At 75.7% G+C, this 26,840-nt stretch carries 20 protein-coding genes and 1 riboswitch; of the genes, 11 read left to right on the forward strand and 9 right to left on the reverse strand.

What is annotated here, in order from left to right:
• The first annotated feature begins 7 nt into the window (after positions 1–7).
• The gene (locus GCE86_RS01650; protein WP_154225254.1) at positions 8–1,696 is read left to right on the forward strand and encodes a ribonuclease J; all 1,689 of its coding nucleotides are present in this window, start codon (positions 8–10) and stop codon (positions 1,694–1,696) included.
• A gap of 175 nt (positions 1,697–1,871) precedes the next feature.
• On the forward strand, positions 1,872–3,428 hold the full coding sequence (locus GCE86_RS01655; RefSeq protein WP_154225255.1) for a S1 family peptidase: 1,557 nt from the start codon (positions 1,872–1,874) through the stop codon (positions 3,426–3,428).
• A gap of 87 nt (positions 3,429–3,515) precedes the next feature.
• Here the strand turns inward: GCE86_RS01655 and GCE86_RS01660 are convergent, their stop codons facing one another.
• Both GCE86_RS01660 and GCE86_RS01665 read right to left on the reverse strand, forming a co-directional pair.
• Complete coding sequence (locus tag GCE86_RS01660) at positions 3,516–5,093, reverse strand: type III secretion system chaperone family protein (protein WP_154225256.1); 1,578 nt, start codon at positions 5,091–5,093, stop codon at positions 3,516–3,518.
• Positions 5,090–5,569 (reverse strand): type III secretion system chaperone family protein, encoded by a 480-nt coding sequence (locus tag GCE86_RS01665; RefSeq protein WP_154225257.1) that lies wholly within the window; start codon positions 5,567–5,569, stop codon positions 5,090–5,092. The genes GCE86_RS01660 and GCE86_RS01665 overlap by 4 nt, the downstream gene beginning before the upstream one ends.
• A 113-nt stretch (positions 5,570–5,682) precedes the next feature.
• Here GCE86_RS01665 and GCE86_RS01670 point away from each other — a divergent pair, with 113 nt between their 5' ends.
• Positions 5,683–8,130 carry a DNA translocase FtsK gene (locus GCE86_RS01670; RefSeq protein ID WP_154225258.1) on the forward strand — a complete coding sequence of 816 codons (2,448 nt, stop codon included), beginning with the start codon at positions 5,683–5,685 and terminating at the stop codon, positions 8,128–8,130.
• 63 nt (positions 8,131–8,193) lie between these two features.
• Here the strand turns inward: GCE86_RS01670 and GCE86_RS01675 are convergent, their stop codons facing one another.
• Together GCE86_RS01675 and sugE are read right to left on the reverse strand one after the other, a co-directional pair.
• Positions 8,194–8,433, reverse strand: coding sequence for a hypothetical protein (locus GCE86_RS01675; RefSeq protein ID WP_154225259.1), 240 nt, complete (start codon positions 8,431–8,433; stop codon positions 8,194–8,196).
• A gap of 91 nt (positions 8,434–8,524) precedes the next feature.
• On the reverse strand, positions 8,525–8,839 hold the full coding sequence (sugE, locus tag GCE86_RS01680; protein WP_154225260.1) for a quaternary ammonium compound efflux SMR transporter SugE: 315 nt from the start codon (positions 8,837–8,839) through the stop codon (positions 8,525–8,527).
• A gap of 53 nt (positions 8,840–8,892) precedes the next feature.
• Positions 8,893–8,958, reverse strand: a riboswitch (guanidine-III (ykkC-III) riboswitch).
• A gap of 95 nt (positions 8,959–9,053) precedes the next feature.
• On the opposite strand from sugE, the gene GCE86_RS01685 reads away from it, so the two are divergent.
• From GCE86_RS01685 to pspM, 7 genes are all read left to right on the forward strand, one after another.
• Positions 9,054–9,977, forward strand: coding sequence for an ornithine cyclodeaminase family protein (locus GCE86_RS01685; protein ID WP_167537018.1), 924 nt, complete (start codon positions 9,054–9,056; stop codon positions 9,975–9,977).
• A 76-nt stretch (positions 9,978–10,053) separates the two neighbouring features.
• Complete coding sequence (gene rimO, locus GCE86_RS01690) at positions 10,054–11,553, forward strand: 30S ribosomal protein S12 methylthiotransferase RimO (RefSeq protein WP_154225262.1); 1,500 nt, start codon at positions 10,054–10,056, stop codon at positions 11,551–11,553.
• A 47-nt stretch (positions 11,554–11,600) separates the two neighbouring features.
• Positions 11,601–12,182 (forward strand): CDP-diacylglycerol--glycerol-3-phosphate 3-phosphatidyltransferase, encoded by a 582-nt coding sequence (pgsA, locus tag GCE86_RS01695; protein ID WP_154225263.1) that lies wholly within the window; start codon positions 11,601–11,603, stop codon positions 12,180–12,182.
• A gap of 94 nt (positions 12,183–12,276) precedes the next feature.
• The gene (locus GCE86_RS01700) at positions 12,277–12,849 is read left to right on the forward strand and encodes a CinA family protein (RefSeq protein WP_154225264.1); all 573 of its coding nucleotides are present in this window, start codon (positions 12,277–12,279) and stop codon (positions 12,847–12,849) included.
• Between the two features lie 263 nt (positions 12,850–13,112).
• On the forward strand, positions 13,113–13,562 hold the full coding sequence (locus GCE86_RS01705; protein ID WP_154225265.1) for a helix-turn-helix domain-containing protein: 450 nt from the start codon (positions 13,113–13,115) through the stop codon (positions 13,560–13,562).
• A gap of 167 nt (positions 13,563–13,729) precedes the next feature.
• Complete coding sequence (locus tag GCE86_RS01710; RefSeq protein ID WP_154225266.1) at positions 13,730–14,581, forward strand: PspA/IM30 family protein; 852 nt, start codon at positions 13,730–13,732, stop codon at positions 14,579–14,581.
• Between the two features lie 16 nt (positions 14,582–14,597).
• Entirely contained in the window at positions 14,598–15,377 is a 780-nt protein-coding gene (gene pspM / locus GCE86_RS01715; RefSeq protein WP_154225267.1) for a phage shock envelope stress response protein PspM, read from the forward strand.
• Positions 15,378–15,479: 102 nt separating this feature from the next.
• Here pspM and GCE86_RS01720 read toward each other — a convergent pair whose 3' ends face one another.
• The 5 genes from GCE86_RS01720 to GCE86_RS01740 form a co-directional block, all read right to left on the reverse strand.
• Positions 15,480–19,091 (reverse strand): multicopper oxidase domain-containing protein, encoded by a 3,612-nt coding sequence (locus tag GCE86_RS01720; RefSeq protein ID WP_154225268.1) that lies wholly within the window; start codon positions 19,089–19,091, stop codon positions 15,480–15,482.
• A gap of 181 nt (positions 19,092–19,272) precedes the next feature.
• On the reverse strand, positions 19,273–20,133 hold the full coding sequence (locus GCE86_RS01725; protein WP_154225269.1) for a zinc finger domain-containing protein: 861 nt from the start codon (positions 20,131–20,133) through the stop codon (positions 19,273–19,275).
• A 37-nt stretch (positions 20,134–20,170) separates the two neighbouring features.
• Positions 20,171–20,965, reverse strand: coding sequence for an SAM hydrolase/SAM-dependent halogenase family protein (locus GCE86_RS01730; protein WP_154225270.1), 795 nt, complete (start codon positions 20,963–20,965; stop codon positions 20,171–20,173).
• Positions 20,962–21,468 carry a GNAT family N-acetyltransferase gene (locus GCE86_RS01735; protein WP_154225271.1) on the reverse strand — a complete coding sequence of 169 codons (507 nt, stop codon included), beginning with the start codon at positions 21,466–21,468 and terminating at the stop codon, positions 20,962–20,964. The genes GCE86_RS01730 and GCE86_RS01735 overlap by 4 nt, the downstream gene beginning before the upstream one ends.
• Positions 21,469–21,562: 94 nt before the next feature.
• Complete coding sequence (locus GCE86_RS01740; RefSeq protein ID WP_154225272.1) at positions 21,563–26,215, reverse strand: ATP-dependent helicase; 4,653 nt, start codon at positions 26,213–26,215, stop codon at positions 21,563–21,565.
• Between the two features lie 172 nt (positions 26,216–26,387).
• Between GCE86_RS01740 and GCE86_RS01745 the strand changes: the two genes are divergently transcribed.
• Positions 26,388–26,756: a hypothetical protein gene (locus GCE86_RS01745; protein WP_154225273.1), complete on the forward strand. Its 369-nt coding sequence runs from the start codon at positions 26,388–26,390 to the stop codon at positions 26,754–26,756.
• Positions 26,757–26,840: the final 84 nt, after the last annotated feature.

Here is a 26,840-nt window from a genome sequence, read left to right on the forward strand (position 1 = left end):
GTGACGCGTGACCGAGGCGCACATCGAGGGTGAGCTGCCCCCGCCACTGCCGGAGGGCGGCCTGCGGATCATCCCGCTCGGCGGACTCGGCGCCATCGGCCGGAACATGACGGTCTTCGAGTACGACGGCAAGCTGCTGATCGTGGACTGCGGGGTACTCTTCCCCGACGTCGAGCAGCCGGGCGTGGATCTGATCCTGCCCGACTTCGGCCCGATCCTGGACCGGCTCGGCGACGTGCAGGCGATCGTGCTCACCCACGGACACGAGGACCACATCGGCGCGGTGCCGTACCTGCTCGCCCACAAGCCGGACATCCCGCTGGTCGGCTCGCAGTTCACCCTGGCGCTGGTCGAGGCGAAGCTGGCCGAGCGGCGGATCCAGCCGTACACGCTGACGGTCGCCGAGGGCCGGCGCGAGCGGCTCGGCCCGTTCGAGTGCGAGTTCTTCGCCGTGAACCACTCGATCCCGGACGCGCTCGCGGTGGCCATCCGCACCGGCGCCGGCCTGGTGCTGCACACCGGCGACTTCAAGATGGACCAGCTCCCGCTCGACGGCCGCATCACCGACCTGGCCGGCTTCGCCCGGCTCGGCGCCGAGGGCGTGGATCTGCTGCTCTCCGACTCCACCAACGCGGAGATCCCCGGCTTCGTCACCCCGGAGCGGGAGATCGGCCCGGTGCTCGACTCGATCTTCGCGAAGGCGCGTGGCCGGATCATCGTCGCCTCGTTCGCCTCCCACGTGCACCGGGTGCAGCAGGTCTTCGACTCGGCGATCGAGCACGGCCGCAAGGTGGCGCTGATCGGCCGGTCGATGGTGCGCAACATGGGCATCGCCCGCGACCTGGGCCTGCTCAACATTCCGCCGGGCCTGGTGGTCGGGCTGGAGGAGGCCACGACCCTGCCGCCCGAGCAGATCGTGCTGATGTCCACCGGCTCGCAGGGCGAGCCGATGAGCGCGCTGGGCCGGATGGCCAGCGGCGACCACCGGCACATCACCATCGCCCCCGGCGACACCGTGGTGCTCGCGTCCTCGCTGGTACCGGGCAACGAGACCTCGGTCTACCGGGTGATCAACCGGCTGGCCCGCGCCGGCGCGAACGTGATCCACAAGGACGTGGCCAAGGTGCACGTCTCGGGTCACGCTCCGGCCGGCGAGCTGCTCTACCTGCTCAACGTCACCCGGCCCAGCAACCTCATGCCGGTGCACGGCGAGTGGCGGCACCTGCGGGCGCACGCCCGGCTCGGCATCGAGTCCGGCGTCGCGCCGGACCGGGTGGTGCTCTGCGAGGACGGCGACGTGGTCGACCTGGTCGACGGTCGGGCCAGCCTGGTCGGCCACGTGAAGAGCCGCTACGTCTACGTCGACGGCCTCGCGGTCGGCGACGTGAGCGAGTCGCTGCTCACCGAGCGTCGGATCCTCGGCGACGGCGGCTTCATCGCGACCACCGTGGTGATCGACTCGGTCACCGGCAAGGTGGTCGGCGGGCCGACCGTCTCGGCGAAGGGCTTCTCGGAGGACCCGGAGGCGTTCAACCCGGTGGTCCCGCTGGTCACCGAGGCGCTCAACCGGGCCGCCGCGGACGGCATCACCGACCCGCACCAGCTCCAGCAGATCGTCCGGCGCACCGTCGGGCGCTGGGTCAACGACGCGTACCGCCGCCGGCCGATGATCGTCCCGACGGTCGTCGAGGTCTGACCCACGCCGGCTCCGCACGCCGGTCCACCGTCCGCGGTGGGCCGGCGTCGTCGCTCTCCGGGTACGCCCCGACGCGCTCCGTCGATGCTGGCCGCTCGCGTTCAACCGATCGGCGCCCGTCTCCGTATTCCGCTCCGGCAGGCGTACCCCGCGCCGGCCGGGAGGAGCGTGGCGGATGGACCGCAGACGGATGACAGCCATCGCCGTACTGGTGGCGGCGGCGGGCACGGCGGCGGCGGTGACCCTGCCGTCGTTCGCCGGCGAGAACCCGGCGACCCGGCGGGCCGCCCCGGCGGCGTCCGACGCGGTCGCGCCCGAGGTGCTGGACGCGCTGAGCCGCGACCTCTCGCTCACCCGGGACCAGGCGGTGCGGCGGCTGAAGACCGAGCGGTGGGCGTCCGGCACGGTGGCGAAACTCCGCGGCGAACTGGGCGCCGACTACGGCGGCAGCTGGCTCGGCGCGGACGGCACGACCCTGAACGTGGCGGTGGCCGACCCCGCGCAGGCGGCCCGGGTGACCGCCGTGGGCGCGGTGCCGAAGCGGGTCGACCGCGGGGTCGCCGAGCTGGACGCCGTGAAGACCCGCCTCGACGCGGCCGGCGGCGAGGCCACCCCCGACGTCGCGGGCTGGTACGTCGACGTGGCCGCCAACTCGGTCGTGGTGGTCGCCCAGCCCGGGGCGGAGGCGGCCGGTCGCCGGTTCGCGCAGGCCAGCGGCGTGCCGGCCGGTGCCGTCCGGGTGCGGACCGCCGACGAGGCGCCCCGCCCGCTGTTCGACGTGCGGGGCGGCGACGCGTACTTCATCAACGACGCCGGCCGCTGCTCGGTCGGCTTCTCGGTGGTCGGCGGCTTCGTCACGGCCGGGCACTGCGGCCGGCCGGGGGACCGGACCGCGGGCGCGAACCGGGTCGCCCAGGGCACGTTCGCGGCCTCCTCATTCCCCGGCGACGACTGGGCCGTCGTCGAGGTCAACGGGCAGTGGACGCCGCAGGGCGTGGTGAACGACTTCAACGGCGGCACGGTGCCGGTGAACGGCTCCACCGAGGCCCCGGTCGGCGCCTCGGTGTGCCGCTCCGGCTCGACCACCGGCACCCGCTGCGGGGTGATCCAGGCGAAGAACGCCACGGTGAACTATCCGGAGGGGACGGTCACCGGCCTGACCCGGACGAACGTCTGCGCCGAGCCGGGCGACTCGGGCGGCGCCTGGCTCTCCGGTGACCAGGCGCAGGGCGTCACCTCGGGCGGCTCCGGCGACTGCACGCGCGGCGGCGTGACCTTCTTCCAGCCGGTCAACGAGATCCTCCAGCGCAACAACCTGACCCTGGTCACCGCGAACGGCCAGCCCTCGGCACCACCGGCCGGGGGCGGCGCCACCGCCCCGCCGGCGAGCACCGCGCCGGCCACCCCGCCGGCCGGCGACGCGACGGACTGCACCGGGCAGGTGGGCCGGACCGGCCGGATCGCCGCCGGGCGGGCGCAGGTCCAGCCGGACGGCCGCTTCTTCCGGGTCTCCGGCGGCGCCCAGGAGGCGTGCGTGTCCGCGCCGGAGGGCGCCCGGGTGGTGCTGGAGCTGCAACGCTTCACCGGCAGCGCGTTCCGCACCGTGGCCCGCGCGACCAGCGCCGACGGGCTCGCCCGGCTGACCGCCGACACCCCGGCCGGCGCCTACCGCTACCGGGTGGTCGGGCTGGCCGGCGCCGGCGAGTACACCCTGGCGTTCTCCGCCCGCTGACCCGCCGCCGGGCCGGCTCCCGGCGGCACCGGACCGCGGCCCCCGTCCACCACCGCCCGGTGGCCGGGGGCCGCGCCACGTCCGGGCTCACGGCAGCGCCGCGACCGCCTCGGCGTACGCGGCCCCGGTGCTGACCGCCGACGTGACCAGCACGACGAGCTGCGCGCGGGCCACCCCGTACGCCAGATCGGTGGTGACGTCGGCGGCCAGCAGCAGCGTCCCGTCGCCCGGATCGTGGACGTACGCCGCGGGCAGCAGCCGGTCGTGGTTCCAGGCGTTGCAGAACGCGTACGCCTCGGCGCGACGGTCGGCCGGCAGCCGGCGTAGCGCCACGGCCCGCGCGTGCAGCACCTCGCCCTGCGGCCCGAGCCGCCGGAACTGGACCACCGCCTCGCCCCAGCGCCCCACCACGGTGCCGTCGGGCTCCACCCGGTACGCGTCGCCGCGCGCGTCGAGGGCGGCCGTGAGCATGCGCAGGCTCAGCGGGGCCGGTTCCTCCTCGCCGGGCGACCCGGGCTCGGCCGGGTCGTCGTCGGGGATCTCGTCCTCGGCGGGCAGCGGCACCGGCTCGGCGAGCGGCCGCTCGGCCAGCCAGGACGCGATCCGGCCGGACTGGTGGCCGGTGCCGTTGCGGGCGTCGAAGCTGCCGGCCAGCGTGGTGGCGAGGGACTGGAGCTGGCCGGCGAGCGTCGCCACGTCCACGTCGGCGGCCGGCCGGGGCCCGTGCCCGGGGCGATGGATGCGCCGTCCGCCGAGACCGGCCTCGACGGCCAGCCCGCAGAGCAGCGCGCCGGCGGCGGCGAACTCCATGGCGGACAGGTCGTCGGCCGGGTGGTCCAGCCCGGGCAGCTGCTCGGCCAGCACGTCCAGCCCGTGCGCCAGGTGCCCGCCCAGCGCGCAGAACCGCAGGTGCGCGGCGAGCTGCGGGAAGGCGGCCCGCTCGCGGCGGTGTCGCCGGTACGCCCGCACGTGCGCCCGCGCGGCGCGCGCCGCCTCGCCGGTACGCAGCCAGGGCAGCAGCCCCGCGGCGAGGGCCCGCTCCGGCTGGTCGGTGCAGGCCGGCTCGCCGTCCAGCGCCGGCCCCAGCGCGGCCAGCGCGGCCGCCGGCTCGCCCCACCCGGCCAGCAGCTCGGCGCGCCGGGCCGGTGCGCAGCCGGGGCAGCCGGCCACCGGGTGGGACGCGTCGGCGGCGGACCAGTGGTCGTACTCGTGGCGGGCCGCCGGCTCGTCGCCGAGGTGGTCGGCGAGCCGGCAGCGCAGCTCGGCCACCGGCCCGGCGTGCGGGCCCAGCCGGTCGGCGAGATCGTCCAGGAGGGAGCGGCCCTGGTCCAGGGGCACCCGGGGCGTGCCGAACAGCGCCTCCACGGCCTGTCGCTGGTGCCGTCGCAGCCGCTCGGCCTCGCCGGGCCGGCCGTCGAGCAGCTCCGGCCGGGCGTCCACGGTGGCCACGCACCGGCGCACCGGCTCCACCATCCGCCACCGCTCGCCCAGCTGCAGGTACGCCTCGATCAGCGCGAACCGCGCCGCCAGCCCGGTGCGCGGGTCGCCGGTGGCGTCCGCCCGGGCGGCGATCCGTTCCAGTTCGGCGCAGCGGGCCTCGCCGTCGGGCAGGTCCCGGGCGTCGGCGAGCGCGTCGGCCAGCCCCCGGTCCCGGAAGGTGGTCATCGCAGCGTCCCGCCGGGCAGGTCCGCCACGGTGGCGGCGAGCTGGCAGCCGGTGGAGACGCCGCAGTCGACGAGCTGGTCGAGCTGGTGCGGGGTGACCCCGCGTTCCAGGTCGGTGGTCACCTCGCCGCAGATCTGGGCCAGCCCGTCGTCGGCGACGTGCACGAACGCCTTGGGCCAGAGCCGGTCGTGGTTCCAGGCGTTGCAGAAGGCGTGCAGGTCCGGCACCCGCTCGATGCCGAACCGGTGTGCCGCGACGGTGCGCACCTGGAGCAGCTCCCCGGCGGTGCCGCGCCGGTAGAACCAGATGAGACTGTGGCCCCACCGGCCGACCAGGTCGCCGTCGGCGTCCTCGGCCACCGCGTACCCCCGGTTTGCCAGCACGGCGGCGATCAGCTCGCGGGTCAGCGGTCGCAGCGTCTGCGGGTGTCCGGCCAGGGGGCCGTCCGGACCGTCCTCGATCTCCGGCGACGCCATGAGGGCATCCCTTCTGAGGCGAATAACACAACCGGCGGCGGATCCGTGCCGCGACGCGCGGACACGACCCGGAAAAGCGGCGATCTGCCGGGTCCCGCCGTTACGGTGACTCTATGGCGGGCCGTACCTCTCAGGCGAGCCGGCGGCGCGGCGCGTCGCCGCGCGGGACCACGAACAGTCGCGCCCGCCAGCCGGCCAAGAAGGCCACCCGGGCGGCGCCCCGGCGGCGCCCGGCGCGCGGGCCGAGCCCGGCCGCGTTCGTGGGCCGGGCGGTGGGTGCGCTGTGGATGGGGCTGGCGCACAGTGTGGGCTGGGCGTTCCGGGCCGCCGGTCGGCAGGCCGCCACCACCCGCCAGCTGGACCCGGAGCACCGTCGCGACGGCGCCGGGCTGCTCCTGTTCGGCCTGGCCATCCTCAGCGCCGTGGGCATCTGGTCCGGCGGCGCGGGGCCGGTGGGCCGGCACCTCGCGGACACCGCCCGCCTCTTCGTCGGCGCGATCGCCATCGTGGTGCCGGTGCTGCTCATGGTGGGCGCCTGGCGGCTCATGCGCACCCCGGCCGATCCCGAGCACCGGGGGCGCGGCCTGGTCGGCTGGGGCTCGATGCTGCTGGCCACGGCGGCCATGCTGCACATCGGACAGGACCCGGTCGACGAGGTCCAGCGCGACTACGCGGGCGGCCTGCTGGGCGCCGGGGTGGGTAACCTGCTCAAGTCGGCGGTCACGGCCTGGGTGGCCATGCCGCTGCTGCTCCTGCTGCTGGTCTTCGGGCTGCTGGTGATCACCGCGACCCCGATCAACAAGATCCCGGAACGGCTCGGGCTGCGCGCCGGCCTGGTCCCCCCGCCCGACGCGGAGGAGGAGACCCAGGCGGAGGCGGCGGCGAAGCCGGCCCGCAAGCGGCCGGCCAAGCGCCTCCCGCCGCCGCTGGACCCGCTGGACCCGGACGACGAGCTCGACGGCGTCGACCTGCAGGACACCCTGGTGCTGCCGCGCAAGAAGGTGCCGGCCAGCCGCAAGCCGGTCGAGCCCCCGGAGCACTCGCCGCTGCCCACCCGCGCCGAGCAGCTCGCGCTCACCGGGCTGGCCGGCGACTACACCCTGCCGCCGGCCAACATGCTGGGCAGCGGTGCCGCCCCGAAGACCCGGAGCAAGGCCAACGACGAGGTGATCGCCGCGCTGACCGGCGTCTTCGAGCAGTTCGACGTGGACGCCGCGGTCACCGGCTTCACCCGCGGCCCGACCGTCACGCGCTACGAGGTCGAGCTGGGGCCGGGCGTCAAGGTCGAGCGCATCACCCAGCTCTCCCGCAACATCGCGTACGCCGTGAAGTCGCCGGACGTGCGGATCCTCAGCCCGATCCCGGGCAAGAGCGCGGTGGGTGTGGAGATCCCGAACACCGACCCGGAGAACGTGGCGCTCGGCGACGTGCTGCGGTCGCGGGCCGCCACCAGCGACCACCACCCCATGGTCGTGGCGCTCGGCAAGGACATCGAGGGCGGCTACGTGGTGGCCAACCTGGCCAAGATGCCGCACATCCTCATCGCGGGCGCGACCGGCGCGGGCAAGTCGTCCTGCCTGAACTCGCTGCTCGTGTCCATCCTGACCCGGGCCACCCCGGACGAGGTGCGGCTGCTGCTCATCGACCCGAAGCGGGTCGAGATGACCGGGTACGAGGGCATCCCGCACCTGGTCACCCCGATCGTGACCAACCCGAAGAAGGCGGCCGACTCGCTGGAGTGGGTCGTCCGCGAGATGGACATGCGCTACGACGACCTCGCCGCCAACGGGGTCCGGCACATCGACGACTTCAACCGCAAGGTGCGCAACGGCGAGATCAAGGCGCCGCCGGGCAGCGAGCGGGAGATGCGGCCCTACCCGTACCTGCTGGTGATCGTGGACGAGCTGGCCGACCTCATGATGGTCGCGCCGCGCGACGTGGAGGACTCGGTCGTCCGGATCACCCAGCTGGCCCGCGCCGCCGGCATCCACCTGGTGCTGGCCACCCAGCGCCCCTCGGTCGACGTGGTCACCGGCCTGATCAAGGCGAACGTGCCGTCCCGGCTGGCCTTCGCCACCTCCTCCCTGGCCGACTCCCGGGTCATCCTCGACCAGCCCGGCGCCGAGAAGCTGCTCGGCCGCGGCGACGGGCTGTTCCTGCCGATGGGCGCGTCGAAGCCGGTCCGCATCCAGGGCGCCTGGGTGACCGAACGCGAGATCCACGACGTGGTGAAGTTCTGCAAGGACCAGCGCGAGCCGGACTTCCGTCCGGACGTGCTCGCCCCCGCGCAGGACAGCAAGAAGAAGATCGACGAGGACATCGGCGACGACCTGGACCTGCTGGTGCAGGCGGTGGAGCTGGTGGTGACCTCGCAGTTCGGTTCCACCTCGATGCTCCAGCGCAAGCTGCGGGTCGGCTTCGCCAAGGCGGGCCGCCTCATGGACCTCATGGAGACCCGCGGTGTCGTCGGCCCGTCCGAGGGGTCCAAGGCCCGCGACGTGCTGGTCAAGCCGGACGAGCTGGAGGAGGTCCTGGTCGGCCTGCGCGGCGGCGAGGAATAGGCCTGCACCACGACGAGGGCCCCGCCGGGATCCGGCGGGGCCCTCGTGGCGCTGGTGGCGCGGTCAGGAATTCAGGATCGCCGCGGCGATCACCATGCCGAGAACGGCGCCGACGACGCTCGCCACGGCGGCGTACCAGCCGAGGGGCTTGTCGCCGAGCACCGCGCCGACGATGCCGAGGATCAGCCCGACGATGCCGAGGAACGGCACGAAGATGGCGATGACGGCGAAGACGAAACCGAGAATCGTGCAGATCCGGGCGGCGTTGCTGCGGGGTCGGGTGCTGGCGGGCATGTCGGCCATGATGTCCTCCGTCGGTGGGTTTCCTCTCGGGTGAAGCGGAGAGGAGATACCCCGGGCGGCACGCCGTCCAAACGGGACGCCGGCGGGTCGCTCAGTGGAAGAGCTTGAGACCGACCACGCCGGCCACCACCAGCAACAGGCTGGCGATCCGGGGCAGGTTGGCCGACTCACCCAGCGCCAGCATGCCGATCAGGGCCGTGCCGACCGCACCGATGCCGACCCACACCGCGTAGCCGGTGCCGACCGGGATGTCGCGCAGCGCGTACGCGAGGCCGGCCATGCTCGCCACCAGCGCGACGACGAAGACCAGGGAGGGGAGTGGGCGGGTGAAGCCGGCGCTGCGATCGAGGGCGATCGCCCACGCGGTTTCCAGCAGTCCGGAGAGCACCAGCACGAGCCAGGCCATGGGTCACCTCTGAGCGGGACGGGCCCGGCCACCGGGGCCGGGACGGGCGGTCACACGGGGCGTCTTGGCCTGACCGGGTACGCCCACCACTCGTCCGGGGCGGCACGGGGCCGCCGGATCCGACGCTAGCACCGCCGGGGCCGGCGGTCCGCTGCGGTGACAAACCCCACCATCGCTGGAGTTAACGCGAACTTCAGGTTGCAGGATGGTCGGCATGACCGTGCTCTTCTCCGACGAGGACGTCGCCGCCGCCCTGGACGCCCCGCTCACCGTCGCCGCCATGCGGGACGCGCTGCTGGCCGCGTACGAGGGTCGGCTCATCGCCCCGCCCCGGGCGTCCGCCCCGCTCGGCGGCGGCCGGATGGTGCTCACGGCCGGGCACCTCACCGGCGAGTGGTACGGCTTCCGCTCGTACGACACGTTCGGGCATCCGGAGAGCGGGCAGCTCGTGGTGCTGCACGACGCCGGCACCGGAGCGGTACGCGCCATCGCGGTCGGCGAGGAGCTGGGCTCGCGGCGCACCGGGGGGCTCGGCGGGGTGGCCGTGGACGCCCTCGCCCGCCCCGACGCGGCCACCCTCGGCGTGGTGGGCTCCGGCCGCCAGGCGTGGACCCAGGTCTGGGCCGCCGCCGCGGTCCGGCCGCTGCGCGAGGTGACCGTGCACAGCCGCTCGGCGGCCCGGCGCGAGGCGTTCGCCGCCCGGGTCCGCGCCGAACTGGGCGTGCCGGCCCGCGCGGTCGACTCGGCCGCCGCGGCGGTGCGCGACCGGGACCTCGTGGTGCTCGCCACCACCAGCACCTGCCCGGTGCTGGACGCCGCCGACCTGGCCCCCGGCACCCACGTGAACACGGTCGGCTTCAAGCAGGTCGACCGGCACGAGTTCGGGCCCGACCTGCTGGACGCCGCCGACCTGCTGGTCACCGACTCGCCCGCGCAGGCGGCCGCGTACGCCCCGCCGATGCTCGCCGCCGTCGACCCGTACGCCGACCGGCTGCGCGACCTGGGCGCGGTGCTGGCCGGTGCGGTCCCGGGCCGGACCGGCGCGGACCAGATCTCGGTCTTCTGCTCCACCGGCCTGGCCGGCACCGAGGTCTTCCTCCTCGACCGGCTGGCCCGGGTCGGCGCGGCCGCCCACTGACCCGCGGCTCGGTGTGAGCCGGCCGATGCCCGCGGCCCGCCGTCGTGGGGTTCCCGCCGCGGCCCGGTACCCTCGGATGGTGTCTGCCACCTCCCCTTCTTCTTCTGACGGCCGTCGCGTCGCCCTGCTGACCCTGGGTTGCGCCCGCAACGAGGTCGACTCGGAGGAGTTGGCCGCCCGGCTGCACGCCGACGGCTGGCAGGTGACCACCGACGGCGAGGGCGCCGACGTGGTGGTCGTGAACACCTGCGGCTTCGTGGAGAAGGCCAAGCAGGACTCGATCCAGACGCTGCTGGCCGCCGCCGACACCGGCGCCAAGGTGGTCGCCGCCGGTTGCATGGCCGAGCGCTACGGCCGCGAGCTGGCCGACAGCCTCCCCGAGGCGCAGGCGGTCCTCAGCTTCGACGACTACCCCGACATCGCGGCCCGGCTGGACGCCGTGGTGGCCGGCGAGGCGCTGGGCGCGCACACCCCGCGCGACCGGCGCGAGCTGCTGCCGCTCACCCCGGTCAAGCGCCGGGAGGCGGCGGTGTCGCTGCCCGGTCACGGCACCCCGACCCGGGTTGCCGCCGAGGCCGACGAGCACACCCCGGCGCACCTGCGGCAGGTGCTGCGGCACCGGCTCGACACCGGCCCGGTGGCCTCGCTGAAGCTGGCCAGCGGCTGCGACCGGCGCTGCGCGTTCTGCGCCATCCCGGCCTTCCGCGGGGCGTTCGTCTCGCGTACCCCGGACGAGCTGCTCGCCGAGGCGGAGTGGCTGGCCAAGACCGGCGTCCGCGAGCTGGTGCTGGTCAGCGAGAACTCCACCTCGTACGGCAAGGACCTGGGCGACCCGCGGGCGCTGGAGAAGCTGCTGCCGCAGCTCGCCGCGATCGACGGCATCGTGCGCGTACGGGCCAGCTACCTCCAGCCCGCCGAGACCCGGCCCGGCCTGGTCGAGGTGATCGCCACGACGCCGGGCGTGGCCGCGTACTTCGACCTGTCGTTCCAGCACTCCAGCGAGCCGGTGCTGCGCCGGATGCGCCGGTTCGGCTCGACCGACCGGTTCCTGGAGCTGCTCGCCTCCGCCCGTGAGCTGGCCCCGGAGGCGGGCGCGCGGAGCAACTTCATCGTCGGCTTCCCCGGCGAGACCCGGCAGGACGTGGCCGAGCTGACCCGCTTCCTCACCGAGGCGCGCCTCGACGCGATCGGCGTGTTCGACTACAGCGACGAGGACGGCACCGAGGCCGCCGGCCTGCCCGGCAAGGTCTCCGCCGCGACGATCAAGCGGCGCTACGACCGGCTCGCCGCGCTCGCCGACGAGCTGTGCTCGCAGCGGGCCGAGGAGCGGCTCGGCTCGACCGTGGAGGTGCTGGTCGACTCGGTGGCCGACGGCGTGGTCGAGGGCCGGGCCGCCCACCAGGCGCCCGAGGTCGACGGCTCCACCACGCTGGTCGCCCCGCAGGGCGGCGGGGTGGACCTGGCCGCGCTGCGCCCCGGCGACCTGGTCCGCGCCACGGTCACCGCGACCGAGGGAGTCGACCTGGTCGCCGTACCGGATGAGATGATCTCGGCGGCGCCCGGCGCGGCACGGTGACGGCGGGCCCGGACGGAACGGGGAAGCCACGTGGGGCGGTGCCGGACATGACCGGAGCGGAGTCGACGGTGGCGGCGCCGGTACCCCTGTTCAACGCCGCGAACGTGCTGACCGCGGTGCGGCTGGTGCTGGTACCGGTCTTCGCGGTCACGGTGGTCGCCTCGGCCATGAGCCACTCCGGCTGGCGGATGGCGGCCTGCATGATCTTCGTGGTCGCCTCGGCGACCGACCTCGTCGACGGCTGGATCGCGCGCCGGTTCGGCCTGGTCACCTCGCTGGGCAAGGTGGCCGACCCGATCGCCGACAAGGCCCTCACCGGTGCCGCACTGGTGCTGCTCTCCTGGTACGACCGGCTGCCCTGGTGGGTGACCGTGGTGATTCTCGCCCGTGAGCTGGGCATCACGGCGCTGCGGTTCTGGGTGATCCGGCACGGCGTCATCGCGGCCAGCCGGGGCGGCAAGGTCAAGACGGCGCTCCAGATCCTGGCCATCACCTGGTACCTCTGGCCGATGCCCGACGCCCTGGCCCCCGTCGGCCCCTGGATCATGGGCGCGGCCGTGGTGGTCACCGTGGTCACCGGTTTCGACTACATCGCCCAGGCGCTGCGCCTGCGCCGCCCGACCCGCTGACCCCGGGCGGCGCGTCGGGGGCGACAAACCCCATGATCGGCCGATCCGTGCGCAGGATGAGTAGGTCGCGGCGGGGCGGGAAGAGAGGGCGGGCATGGGAACGGATGCGAAGCACGAGCGGACCGCCGGCAGTCCGGCGGCCTCCGTCGTGCACAGCCTGCACGAGCGCAAGGAGACCCTGGCCACCGTCGAGTCACTGACCGGCGGGCTGCTCTCCGCCGCGATCGTGGAGATCGCCGGGGTGAGCGGGGTCTTCCGGGGCGGCCTGGTGGTCTACGCCACCGAGCTGAAGTCGGAGCTGGCCGGCGTACCCGAGGACCTGCTGGCCGAGCGCGGACCGGTCGATCCCGACGTGGCCGCCGCACTGGCCGAGGGCGGGCGGCGGCGCTGCGGCGCCGACTGGGGGCTGGCCACCACGGGCGTGGCCGGGCCCGAGCCGCAGGACGGCAAGCCGGTCGGCCTGGTCTACGTGGCGGCGGCCGGACCCGGGGGCACCGAGGTACGCGAGCTGTACCTCGACGGTGGCCGGGACCACATCCGCTCGGCCGCGGTGATCGAGGCGCTGCGCCTGCTCGCCGAGCAGATCCACGCCGCCGTCCAGGCCGACGAGGCGCGCTCGGCCGGGGAGGCGGACGACGCCGACCGGGCGGGGGCCGGCCAGCGGTGAGCCGGTCCGGAGGCGGTGGATCGCTCCGCGGCGGTGGGCCGGCGCGCGACACGCCCGGCGGCGGGCAGAGCGTGCGGAGCCGCCGATCGGCCCGCGCGTCCGGTTCTGCGGGATTGGAGAGGCGGGGTGGGATGTCGTCCGGGCGGCCAACGGGTACGGTTGCGGGAAGGCTCCGGCGGACGACGCCGGCGCCGGGGCGGTCCGCCGCGCCCGGCGCGGCACGCCCGGCCGGAGATGGTGGTTCCCGTCCAGGGGGAGGTGCGATGGTTCTGCTACGCCGGGTGATCGGTGACGCACTGCGGGCGCGCCGGCAGGGGCAGCACCGCACCCTCCGCGAGGTCTCCTCCGCCGCCAACGTGAGCCTCGGTTACCTCTCCGAGATCGAGCGCGGCCACAAGGAACCCTCCAGCGAGCTGCTGGCCGCGATCTGCGACGCGCTCGGCGCCCGCCTCTCCGAGCTGCTCCGCGAGGTCAGCGACACGGTCGCCCTGGCCGAGCAGATGCCCGGGGTGCTGGTGCCGGTCACCGACGAGCCGGTCGAGCCGGCGCCGGTCGCCCCGCCGGCCGTGCGCAAGGCGACCAATCGGGGGGTCCGCCAGGTCACCTCCGACGGTTCGGTGGCCGTCCAGGTCCGCCAGGACTCGCCCCTCAAGGCCACGCTGCGCACCACCCGGGTCCGCCCCGCGGACCGCGACGTCGTCTGCGCCGCCTGATTCCACCCGTCGCGCCGTGGTCCCCGGTGGCGGCCGCGTCGTAGTGTTGATCAGGGTCGTACGGGGTGCCGGGCTGGCGTCCGGCTGGAACCATGGAGGCACACCGCGCGGCCCGCGGGTCGACCCCGGCCGAGGCGACGCGACGCTACTGAGGGGACAAGGCGGAGATGGCGAACCCGTTCGTCAAGGGTTGGAAATACCTGATGGCGCTCTTCGGCGCGAAGATCGACGAGCACGCCGATCCGAAGGTGCAGATCCAGCAGGCCATCGAGGAGGCCCAGCGGCAGCACCAGGCGCTGGTCCAGCAGGCGGCCGCCGTGATCGGCAACCAGCGGCAGCTGGAGCTGAAGCTGTCCCGGCAGATGACCGAGGTCGAGCAGCTCCAGGCCAACGCCCGGCAGGCCCTGGTCCTGGCCGACCAGGCCCGCGGCCGCGGTGACGAGACCGAGGCGGGCCGCTACGAGCAGTCCGCGCAGTTGCTCGCCAGCCAGCTGGTCTCCGCCGAGCAGGCCATGGAGGACCTCAAGACCCTGCACGACCAGGCGCTCGGCGCGGCCGCGCAGGCCCGTAAGGCGGTCGAGAACAACTCGATGATCCTCCAGCAGAAGCTGGCCGAGCGCACCAAGCTGCTCAGCCAGCTCGAGCAGGCCAAGATGCAGGAGACCGTGGCCCGCTCGCTGGAGTCGATGTCGGCGCTCACCGCCCCCGGCACCACCCCGTCGCTCAACGAGGTCCGCGACCGGATCGAACGCCGCTACGCCGACGCCATGGGCCGGGCCGAACTGGCCGGCAACTCCGTCGAGGGCCGGATGCTGGAGATCCAGAAGGCGACCCTCGACTCGGCCGGGTCGGCGAGACTGGAGCAGATCCGGTCGAGCATGGCCGGCGAGCAGCTCGGCGCCCGGCAGGAGCGCCCCGGGGTGGGGCAGCCGGCCGACCCGGCGGCCGCCGCCCGGCTCGACGAGATCCGGTCCACCATGAGCCGGGAGCGGGGCACCGGGGAGAGCACCACGAGCTAGGGGACGGGGGAGACCGATGGTCGACGAGCGGGCGCGGCACTTCCGCCGGCTGCGCAGGTTGCGCCGGTCCGCACGGCGCTGGAGCGTCCTGGCCGGCGGGCTGGGCGGCGCCGCCGCGGTGCTGACCCCGTACGCGGGGCTGGGCCTGCCCGACGCGGCCTGGGCCGGCGCCGCCGGCAGCGCCATCGCCGTCGCCGCCTGGCGCTGGGTCGACCTGCGCGCCCTCGCCGCCGTGCCCGCTCCGCCGGCCCTCGACCCGGCCGCGGCCGCCGCCCGGTCCCGGGCCCGGCTGGTCGCCGCGCTCGAGCGGCTGCCCGTGGGCCCCGGCGTCCTCGCCGAGGTACGCCGCGTCCGCTCCCGTCTCGCGCTGCGCGGCACCACCGCCGCCGACGCCTGGGCCCGGCTCGACCGGGCCGCGCTGACCCTGGCCGGGCTGGCCGGCCGGCTCACCGGGCTGGCCGAGCCGGCGGTCCGGGAGGCGGCCGAGGCCGACCGCTCCCTGCGCGACCTGGCCAACCGGGTGGCCGGTGTGGAACGTGCGTTGAAGCTCGCCCCCGCCGAGGCGCGCGGGTCCCTCGCCGAGGCGCACGCCACCCTCGTCGGTCAGCTGGAGAGCGGGGTGGCCGCGTACGAGCGGCTGGTGGTGGCCGCCGCCGGCTACGTGGCCGAGGACGCCCACCCCAGCACCCAGGACCCGTCGGCCACCCGCCTCACCGAGGCCACCGACCTGCTGCACGGCGTCGCGTCCGCGCTCGCCGAACTCCGCACCGCCCACACCCCCCTGCGCACGCCCTGACCACCGCCCCGCCTTCGGCGCGTTGATCAAGAGGTTTGCGTCAGGATCGGCGCGATTCCTGACGCAAACCTCTTGATCGACAAGGGTCGGGTGGGCGGGCCGTCAGGGGGGCGTCGTCACCTGGGTGGGGGTGGTCCAGGGGGAGGTGCCCACCACGTTCGTCGAGCGGATGCGGTAGTGGTACGTCACGCCCCGGGCCAGGCCCGTGTTCGTGAAGCCGCGGCCCGTCACGCTGAACGTGGCCAGGTCCTGGGTGAAGGTGGCGTCCGTGGCGCGTTGCACCACGAAACCGGCGCCCGCGCCGGTGGGCGTGCTGGCCGACCAGCTCAGGATCACCGTGGCGGTGTCCGGGGCGGGTGCGGTGGCGGTGGCCAGCACTCCGGTCGGCACCCCGGGCCGGGGCGGTGTCGTCACGGCGGCCACCGTCGACCAGGGTGACGCCGCACCGAGGTACGTGGTGCGTACCCGGTAGTAGTAGGTCGTGTCCGGGGCGACCGCCGGGTCGAGGTGCGCCTCGCCCACGGCGATGGCGGTGGTCCCCGGGCCGCTCGTGAACGTCGGGTTGGTGGCCCGCTGCACGTCCACCCCGGTGGCGAAGGAGCGGTTCGCCCAGCGCAGCGCGATCCGCAGCGGCGCGGCCGCCGGCACCACGGCGGCCAGCTTCGCCGGTGCGGTGAGCTGCACCGAGGCGGGGGTGCTGTTCGACCACGCCGAGCAGCTCACGGCGTTCTCGGCCCGGATCCGGTAGTGGTAGGTGACCCCCGGGGTGACGGTCGCGTCGGTGTACCGGGTGGCGGTCGCGGCCACGGTGATCTCGGTGAGCCCCGCCGTGAAGGCCGCGTCGGTGGCGCGTTGCAGCCGGTGGCTGGTGGCCGGCGGGCGGCTGCCGTTGCCGGTCCAGGCCAGGGCGATGGCGGGCAGCACGGTGGCCGAGCCGGGGGCCGGGGTGGCGGTCAGCCCCGTCGGCGCCCTGGGTGCCACCCGCAGCACCAGCGGCCGGCTCATGCCCTGGTCGCGCAGCCCCGCCGAGCGGGTCTGCCAGCGGTACTCCCAACCCAGGTTGACCAGCTGGTTGACGACCACGGCGGGCCGCCCGTCGATCGGGCTGACCGGGCTGGCGTCCAGCCGGGCGCCGGCCGGCCGGGTCGGGTCGAGCAGCCGCACGCTGTCGCCGATCTTGAACGGCAGGCTGGGCGGGACCGGGCGCAGGGCCACGATCACGTCCTCCCGCGGGTTGACCCGGACGGTGTCCTTCCAGCCCAGCTCGTTGGCGTCCGGCGGGCGGACGCTGCCGTCCCAGCCGACCCGGTTGACGAGCTGCACGTCGCAGCCCTCGATGTGCACCGGGTGGGTGCGCGGCGCGTCGCCGACGATCCGCCACAGCTGGGTGCCGTCGGCCGGCGCGCCCACCGGCACGGTCGGGTCGGTCACGTGCAGCACCTCGGTGGCCGGGTCGACCGGGCCGAGCGGCAACGTCGCGGGGGCCCGCTGCCCGGCGCCCGGGTGGCCGACCCCGAGCCGTCCCACCGCCCGGCCGTGCCGGGACTCGAAGACCTGCCCGACCGACTTGACCGCCAGCGGCACGGTGACCGGCGCGGCCGCGCCCGCCGGGGTGAAGGTCACCGAGGTGGAGCGCGCCGGCACCAGCGTCGCGCCGGGGGTACGGGTGCCGAAGGCGGCGTCGTAGGCCGGCTGCGGCACGATCGGCGGTCGCTGGCTCTCCGCGTACGCGCCGGGTAGCCGCGCGGCGAGCCGGTCCCGGTCGTACGGCGCCGCCGGGCTGCCGGACACCCGGATCTGGAGCAGGGTACGGGTGTTCGGGCCGTAGCCGGGTCGCGCGGCGGGGAGGCCGCCGGTGGCGGTGCGGTCCGGCGCGTCGGTGTGCTGGTCGTACCGGGGATCGAACCGGGGCAGTGGTGCCGGGCAGTCGTTGTAGAGGATCAGCGTGCTGCCCGGCGGCACGCCCGCGAAGTCGACCACCACGTCGGCCCGCTCGCCGGGGGCGAGCAGCAGGGCGTGTCCGTCCACGTTGAGCACGGTGGGGTCCTGGCGGTCGTACCGGTAGCCGATCGGGCGGTTGGGCAGCACGACGGGGGCCGGCAGCAGGCCGCCCTCGTTGCCGATCTGGATCAGCTCCGGCCCGGCGGCGGCCGGGTCCGGCACCCCGCCGTCACGCCCGTCCACCGGCCAGTGCGCCGGGCGCCCGGCGGCCCGAACCGCCTCGACCATCGGCACCTCGCCGGCGAGCGGGTCGCCCGCCGCACCGGTCTCCGTCCACATCGGCTTGTCGGAGCGGGCCCGGTAGAGCTGCAGGTTGAGCGTCCGGTCCGGGCAGGCGTTGAGGATCCGGAACCGGTACGCCCGCGGCGCGACCTCCAGGTACGGGTAGGCCACCCCGTTGACCAGCGGCGTGTCCCCGTACGCCTCGGGCACGGCCGACGGGTGCGGCACGCCCGGCGCGAGCGGCGGCTCGTCCGGCTCGGCGACCGGGTCGTGGTGCGGGTTCGGCACCGGGGCGACCCAGGGGCTGGCCCCGCCGTCCGGGTCGTGCGTCCACGGGCCGTAGTCCCAGCGGCCGGTCGGGTTCCCGCCGCTGGTCCGGTAGGGGTTCTGCCGGGGCTGGTAGACGTGCGGGTGCCAGAGGCTGCCCTTCGCGCCCCAGCGGTCCCGGTCCCAGGTGGGGTCCTGTGCGGCGAGCTGGGCGTCGTCCGGCACGAAGGTCTTGTCCTCGATCACCAGGGGGAGCTGGTCGGCGGGGAGCACCCCGTCGTCCACCAGCCGCTCCTCGGCCGGGTCGGTGAGCAGGTAGAGCGCGAGTTGCCCGGAGTAGACGGTGAGCCGGGACAGGCCGAGCGTGTTGTCGTGCAGCCACATGAGCCGGCCGCTCTGCTCGTTGGGGAAGTAGAGCGTGGTGGCGCCCGCGCCGGGCGGCGGCATGTCCGGCACCGGGGTCACCCCCACCCCGGTCGGGTACGGGGTGATCTCGCCGGCCGGGGTGACCCACTGCCAGGGGTTGCCGGCGCTGATCCACCCGGTCTGCGCCCCGGCCAGGTGCGGCACCGCCCGGTTCTGCGGGTAGGGCGCCGGCCCGTCCAGCGGGCCGATGCCGGCGCCGTCGACCGTCTCGTCGACCGGCAGGAACAGCTCGCCGGCCTGGCCGGTGGGCAGCTGGTTGATGAACTTGACCCGCACCGGCCGGCCGCGCCGGGCCACGATCATCGGGCCGAGGTGCCAGGGCCGGTCGGGCGGCGCCACGGTGTTGTGGCCGGACGCGTCGGTGCCCAGGTTGAGCTGGCGGTAGCCGCGCAGCCGGGTGGCCGGCAGGTCGCGGTGCAGTCTCTGCGCGTACTCCTGGAGGCCGATCTCGTAGTAGTCGCAGCCCGGCCAGGTGATCGTGTCGGGGACCGCGACCGGCAGGCGGGCGCCCAGCCCGGCGGTGGCCGGCGGGCCGGGCACCGGCAGCGGGTCGACGAACTTGCGGACGCCGGTGCCGGGCAGCGGCCGACCGTCGGCGTCGACCGCGGGCAGCGGGCTGGCGGCGAAGTTCGGCACCGGGCCGAAGCAGCGCGGCACGGCGGCCGGGTCGAGGCTGGCCGGGGTGGGGCCGGTCTCCTCGTCGGCGGCGCGGGCGGCGGGCACGGTCGGCGCGTGGTCCTCGGCGGTCCGGGCGAACCGGTCCGTCCATCCCGGCCGGAGTCTGCGGAACAGCACCATGGCTCTCCCCGGGGTCGGGGCGCGCCTGCCGTCACCCCGACGTGGCGGGCGTACGCGCTGCTGACTAGCGGTGAGCACTCCACCGCAGCATGCGACGCCGAAGGTGGGGGAGGGAACTACCCAATCGTCCCTATCTCGGGCGATCTTGGGCGTTTCGTGGAAGTTCCACGCGCCGTCCCGCTCAGCGGTCCGGCTGGCAGACCGGGCACCAGTACGTGACCCGCTCGCCCAGCTCCTCCTTGCGGATCGCCGTCCCGCAGCGCCGGCACGGCTGGGCCCGCCGGCCGTAGACGTAGCTGGTCTGACCCCGGTGCACCGAGCCGGTGGTGCTCTGCGTCCAGCGGCCCCGGTTGGCGGCGAGCAGCCGCTGCGCGAGGGTGACCGTGCCCGGCAGGTCGGCCACCGCGCGGACCGGCGTCCACGGGTTGACCCCGCGCAGGAACAGCACCTCGCACTTGTAGAGGTTGCCCACCCCGGCCAGGTTCCGCTGGTCCAGCAGCGCCTCGCCGATCGTCTCGTCCGGGTGGGCCGACAGCCGACGCACCGCCTCGTCCGGGTCCCAGTCGGGGCCGAGCAGGTCCGGGCCGAGGTGGCCGACGAGGGACTCCTCCTCGGCGGTCGGGATCAGGGCCAGCTCGTGCAGGTGGTAGCCGACCGCGATCGCGCCGGGGGAGCGGAGCACCACCCGGATCAGGTGCGCGGGCCGGGCCGACCAGCGCTCGCCCGGGGCGTACGCCCGCCAGACGCCGTCCATCCGCAGGTGCGAGTGCAGCGTCCAGTCCCGCCCACCGCCGTCGGCCGACCCGGCGGCCGTTTGTGCGGCTTCGGCCGGCGTGCGTGTGGCCCGCGTGGCGGCTCCGGGGGGTGCGGTGAGCCGGAGCAGCAGGTGCTTGCCCCGGCTGGCCGACTCGCGCACGGTCCAGCCGGTCAGATCCGTCGCGGCGAGCTGCGGCACGCGGAAGTCGGAGCCGGTGAGCCGGGCGCCGGCCAGGGCGCGCTGGAGGACGCGGGCGGTGTTCCAGACGGTGTCGCCTTCGGGCACCCGTCCATCCTCCCTCGGCGCGCCGGATCCGCACGGCTCAGCCGCCGGTCACCGTCACCACGTCGCCCGGGTGCAGGCCCAGCAGGTCGACCGCGCGGCCCGTGTTGACCGCCAGGGCCACCAGCCCGGCCGAGTCCACGTACGCGACCAGGCCGCCGGCCGGGGCGTCGCCGAAGGTACGCCCGCGCACCGCCGCCCGGCCCGCCGCCCTGACCCGCTCCGGCAGCCCCTCCAGCAGCGCGCCGGGCGCGGCCAGCTGGACGTTGCCGAAGTGGTCGACGGTCAGCACCTCGGCCGTGAAGCCGCCGGCGTCGGTGCGGACCAGCGGCTCCGGCAGCCGGACCAGCGTCCCGGGGTCCACGGCGCGCCCCGCCTCGCCGAGCGGCGCGCCGAGGGCCAGCCGCGCGGCCACCGGCGCGAACACGTCCCGCCCGTGGAAGGTGCCGGAGACCGCCGGGGCGAGCCAGGCCGGATTGGTCAGCTCCACCGCCCCGGTGATCCCGCCGAGGGCCGTGGCCGCGTCCAGCAGCAGGCCGTTGTCCGGGCCCACCAGCAGACCGCCGGGGGTGGCCAGCGCGACACCGCGCCGCGCCGTGCCGACGCCCGGGTCGACCACGGCCACGTGCACCCCGACCGGCAGGTACGGCACGGTCTGCGCGAGCACGGCCGCACCCCGGCGTACGTCGGCCGGCGGCACCAGGTGGGTCACGTCGATCACCCGGGCGGCCGGGGCGAGCCGGGCGAGCACCCCGTGGCAGGCCGCCACGAAACCGTCGGCCAGGCCGTAGTCCGTGGTCAGCGAGATCCAGGGCGTCGCTCCGGGGCCGGTCACGGCCGTACCTCCGGCCCGGTCAGCCGCCGTTCCAGCCGCAGCTCGTCGTGGAGCGGGATGTCGTCCTCACCCAGGTGCGGGATGCCCGGCTTGACCGCGCGTGCCCGGTCGACCGCGCCCGGGTCCACCGCCACGATCCGCAGCCCCCGGCGCTGGTAGAAGCGCAGCGCCCGGAGATTGTCGTTGGTGGTGACCAGCCAGAGCCGGTCCGCCCCGGCGGCCGTGGCGACCGCCTCGGCGGCGGCCAGCAGGGCGCTCCCGGCACCGTTGCCCGGTGCCGTGGCGGCCAGGCTGACCACTTCGAGGCCGCCGTCGGCGAGCCGGTGCACCAGCGCCCCGGCGAAGCCGCCCGCCTCGTCCACGGCCACGAGGGCGGGCAGTTCCCGCAGGTCGTAGCGGGAGTCGTGGACCACCACGAACGGGCCGCCCCACTCCCGCTCGTGCAGGGCCGCGAGGTCGGCGTGGTCACCGGGCACGGCGGGCCGTACGTGGATCGAGGCCATCGGTCCCTCCTCGTCTGTGCGCGCACACCCTAACGACCACCAACTGGAGCTGACGCCGCCTCCCAAGACCGCGCACGCCTCACGCCGCCGGCGGTCAGCCGCGGAGGCGGAGGCCTCGGGGGGTGGCGCGGAAGCCGGCCGCCGTCAGCGCGTCCCGCAGCGGCGAGGAGTGCACCGCCTCGCCGTCGGCGCGTTCCACCGAGATCGCGCCGAGCGCCCCCGAGTGCACCGCGTCGGCGAGCGCCTTGCCGGCCGCGGCCAGCGTGTCGGTGTCGTCGGTGAAGGACAGGATGGTCCGCCCGCCCCGCTCGACGTAGAGCACCAGGTCGCCGCCGACCAGCACGACCAGCGCGCCGGCCTTGCGCCCGGCCCGGTGGCCGGTGGCCGGTGCGGCCCCGTCCCCGGAGTCGACCACCCGGTCGGGCCAGGGCAGGGCCGCGCCGTACGGGTTGGCCGGGTCGGTGGCGGCGAGGACCACGGTGGGGCCGCCGCGGGACCGGCTGTCGTCGGCGGGGTCGGCGAGCGCGCGGATGCGGTCGACCGCGCCGGGCACGGCGAACTGGGCCGCGCCCAGCCCTTCGACGAAGTAGCCGCGCCGCGCCGCCCCGCGTTCCTCCAGCGCGGACAGCACCGGGTAGACCGCCGCGAAGCCCCCGGTCACCTGCTCGGCCATGACCGCGCCCCGGGTGACCACGCCGTGCCGTTCGAGGAGCAGGTCGGCGAGGGCGGCGGCCCGCCGGGTGGGGTCGAGGTCGCGCTCGGGCAGCCGGGACCAGCGGCCGGCCACGGTGGGCGGGCCGCCGCGGCTGGGCAGCGCCACCCGGCCGGGGCGGCGGTAGCGGGTGCGCGCCGCGGTGGGCCGGGACCGGTGCGCCCCGCCACCGCCGAGCGCCGCCCGGAGCGGGGCCAGGGTGTCGTTGGTGAGGTGGCCGGCCCAGACCAGATCCCACACGGCGGCCGTCAGGGCGGTGTCGTCGGTGGAGCCGACCCGGTCGGAGAGGGAGCGGAAGAACAGCGCCTGCCCGTCGGCGAGTGCGTCGAGCACCGCCTCGTGCAGCGGGGTGAGGGTCAGCGCCTCGTCCGGCGGGGGCAGCAGCAGCGGCGCGACGTCCGCGTACGCGAGGGTGACCCAGCCGTCGCCCCCGGAGATCGCCCCGGACCCGGCCCAGACCACCTCGCCGCTGGCGCAGAGCTCGTCGAGCTGGGCGGGGGAGTAGTCGGCGACGCGGGCGGGCAGCACGAGGCGTTCCAGCGCGGACGCCGGCACGGCCGCCCCCTGCAACTGCTCGACGGTGGCGGCGACCGCCTCGACGCCCCGGGCCGAGGAGCCGACCTGCTGCCAGCGGGGCAGGAACGCGGCGAGCGCCCGGGGCGGCACCGGCTCGATCTCCCGGCGCAGCGCCGCGAGGGACCGGCGGCGCAGCAGCCGCAGCACCTCGGCGTCGCACCACTGGGTGCCGACGCTGTCGGGCGCGAACTCACCGGAGACCACCCGCCCGGTGGCGGCCAGGCGGCGCAGCGCCTGCTCGACCACGAACACCCCGAGCCCGAACCGGGCGGCGCAGGTGGCCGCCGCGAACGGGCCGTGGGTGCGGGCGTAGCGGGCGACCAGGTCGCCCAGCGGGTCGGCCACCGGTGCCAGGTACGCCTCGGCCACCCCGACGGGCAGCGCCACGCCGAGCGCGTCGCGCAGGCGGGCGGCGTCCTCGACGACCACCCAGCGGTCCTCGCCGGCAACCCGTACCCGCAGCACCCGCCGGGCCGCCTCCAGCTCGCCGAGCCACCCGGCCGGTACGCCCCGCTCGGCCAGCTCGGCCTCGCTCAGGTCGCCGACCACCCGGAGCAGCTCGACCACGTCCTCCGCGTCGCGGGGGCGACGCTGTTCGGTGCGCCAGCGCAGTTGCCGTTCGGTCTCGGCGAGCACCGCCGGATCGAGCAGTTCCCGAAGGTCGACCCGGCCGAGCAGCTCGCCGAGGAGCCCCGAGTCGAGGGCCAGGGCGGCGGCCCGCCGTTCGGCCAGCGGCGCGTCGCCCTCGTAGAGGAACGCGCCCACGTAGCCGAACAGCAGCGAGCGGGCGAACGGCGACGGGCGCTCGGACTCGACCTCGACCAGGCGGACCTTGCGGGCGCCCAGGTCGCGCATGAGCTGGGCCAGCGCGGGCTGGTCGAAGACGTCCTGGAGGCATTCCCGGGCGGCCTCCAGGGTGACCGGGAAGTCGGCGTACTCGCGGGCCACGTCGAGGAGCTGGGCGGCCCGCTGGCGCTGCTGCCAGAGCGGCTGCCGGCGGCGCGGGTCGCGGCGGGGCAGCAGCAGGGACCGGGCCGCGCACTCACGGAACCGGGAGGCGAACAGCGCCGAGGTGCCGACGGACTCCTCGACCAGCTGGGCGATCTCGTCGGGGTCGAAGACCACCACGTCGGCGCCGGGCGGCTCGTCGGCGGTGTCCGGCAGGCGGACCACGATGCCGTCGTCGGAGGGCATCACCTGGGCGTCGACCCCGTAGCGTTCGGCGAGCCGCCGCCCGATGGCGAGCGCCCACGGGCCGTTGACCCGGGCGCCGAGGACCGAGTGCACGGCGAGCCGCCAGTCGCCCAGCTCGTCGCGGAACCGCTCGACCACCACCGTGCGGTCGTCGGGCAGCGACCGGGTGGCCTCCTTCTGCTCGCGCAGGTAGGTCATGAGGTTGCCGGCGGCCCAGCCGTCCAGCCCGCCCGCGCGCAGCGCCGCCACCGCGTCGGCGTCGGACTGGCGCAGCAGCGCCCGGACCCGGGCGCCGATGGCCCGGCCCAGCTCGACGGGGCGGCCGAGCTGGTCGCCCTTCCAGAACGGCATCCGGGCCGCCTGCCCCGGGGCGGGGGAGACCAGCACCCGGTCGGGGGTGATCTCCTCGATCCGCCAGGACGACGAGCCGAGCAGGAAGACGTCGCCGACCCGGGACTCGTAGACCATCTCCTCGTCCAGCTCACCGACGCGGGCGGCCCGCTCGGCACCGGCCAGGAAGACCCCGAACAGGCCGCGGTCGGGAATGGTGCCGCCACTGGTCACGGCGAGCCGCTGCGCGCCGGGCCGGCCGGTGAGCACGTCGGCGGCCCGGTCCCACACCAGCCGGGGCCGCAGCTCGGCGAAGGCGGTCGACGGGTAGCGCCCGGAGAGCATGTCGAGCACCGCGTGCAGCGCCGAGTCGGGCAGCTCGGCGAACGGGGCGGCCCGGCGGACCAGCACGGCCAGGTCGCCGAGCCGCCACGGCTCCAGGGCCACCATGGCCACGATCTGCTGGGCCAGCACGTCGAGGGGGTTGCGCGGGTAGTGCAGCTCCTCGATGGCGCCCTCGCCCATCCGCTCGGCGACCACGGTGCAGGACAGCAGGTCGCCGCGGTGCTTCGGGAAGACCACGCCGCGGGACACCGCGCCGACCTGGTGCCCGGCCCGGCCGACCCGTTGCAGGCCGGCGGCCACGCTCGGCGGGGCCTCGATCTGCACGACCAGGTCGACGGCGCCCATGTCGATGCCCAGCTCCAGGCTGGAGGTGGCGACCACGGCCGGGAGCTGCCCGGACTTGAGCGCCTCCTCGATGTGCTTGCGCTCCTCGCGGGAGACGCTGCCGTGGTGGGCCCGCGCGATCACCGGCGGCGCACCGGCCGCCGCCCCGGACTGCGCCATCACCTCGGCCGGCTGCCGCGGCGCGCGCAGCGGCCCGACCGGCCCGCCGAACGCCTCGGCGCCCCGCCGCCGCGCCGGACCGGCGTCGTCCACGAGACCGCCGCCGTCCGGGGTGGCCGCCGCCTCCAGTTCCTCGGCGGCCAGTTCGTTGAGCCGGGCGCAGAGCCGCTCGGCGCTGCGTCGGGAGTTGGTGAAGACGATGGTCGACCGGTGCGACCGGATCAGCGAGAAGACCCGTTCCTCGACGGCCGGCCAGATCGACGCCCGGCGGGGGCCGAGCCCGCCCAGCGCGTCCTCCGGCGGCTCCTGCTCGTCGAGGCGGGTCATGTCCTCGACCGGCACCTGCACGCTGACCTCGATGGTCTTGCTGGTGGGCGGCTGCACCACGTCGACGGGGCGGGCACCACCGAGGAAGCGGGCGCACACGTCGATCGGCCGGACGGTGGCGGAGAGGCCGATCCGCTGCGCCGGGGTCTCCAGCAGCGCGTCGAGGCGTTCCAGGGAGAGGGCCAGGTGGGCGCCGCGCTTCGTGCCGGCGACGGCGTGCACCTCGTCGACGATCACCGTGCGGACCCCGCGCAGCGAGTCGCGGGCGGCGGAGGTGAGCAGCAGGAACAGCGACTCGGGTGTGGTGATGAGGATGTCCGGCGGCGTGCGGGCGAAGGCGCGCCGCTCGTCGGCGGGTGTGTCGCCGGTTCGCATGCCCACGGTGATGTCGGGCGGGGTGAGGCCGAGCCGGGTGGCGGCCTGCCGGATGCCGGTGAGCGGGGCGCGCAGGTTGCGCTCCACGTCGACGGCGAGCGCCTTGAGCGGGCTCACGTAGAGGACCCGGCAGCGCTGGCGCGCCTCGGCCGGCGGTGGCTCCTTGGCCAGCCGGTCGAGCGACCACAGGAACGCCGCGAGGGTCTTGCCGGAGCCGGTCGGTGCGACCACCAGGGCGTTGCGGCCGGCGGCGACCGACCGCCAGGCGCCCTCCTGGGCGGGGGTGGGCGCCGCGAAGGCCGCGGTGAACCACTCCCGGGTCGCCGCCCCGAACTCCGCCAGGACCGCCGCGCCCCGGGTCACCTCGTCCGCCACGCCCTCCATCCTGCCTCGCCGGTCTGACAACCCGCTTGCTGGCGAAACGCTGATCTGTCCGGGACGGGGCCTTAAGCGACGGATGCGGCCTTGAATGCGTTAAGTCTCACTTAACTGCTTGCTTGCACCGCGCAACATAAAGTAACTTCACCCGCAACGCAGCGTGGGGTGGAGGGCTTGGATGACCGTGCAGGGGCGAGGCTCCGGGTCCGGGACCGACGTGCTCATCCGCAAGGTCGACAGTCACCTCGCCACGCTCCGCACCGGTCTGCACGGTCCCGAGCTCGAGCTGGCCGAGGACCTGGCCCGCTGCCTGCGCGAGCTGGTCGTCGCCACCGCCCACTCCAGCGCCGCCGACCGGGGGCTCGTCCGCGCCGCGGTGCACTACTTCGTCCTGCGCCGGGAGAGCCGCGGCAAGCTGCTGCCGGTGCGCTCCCTGGCCGCCGCGCAGCGCGTGGTCAACAAGGCGGTCCGCCAGCTCGGCCGTCCCGACCTGCTCGTCGAGACCCCCCGCCGGGAGCGCTCCGCCCCCGACCCCGCCCTGCGCTGACGGCCCGCCCGCGGCCCGGGCCGGTTTCCGGAAAACCGCCCGGTCGGGCAGGAATGTGGCGTCTGATCGATCGTGGCCGCAGCG

Origin of the sequence: Micromonospora terminaliae (assembly GCF_009671205.1) — a bacterium.
Classification (GTDB): Bacteria; Actinomycetota; Actinomycetes; order Mycobacteriales; family Micromonosporaceae; genus Micromonospora; species Micromonospora terminaliae.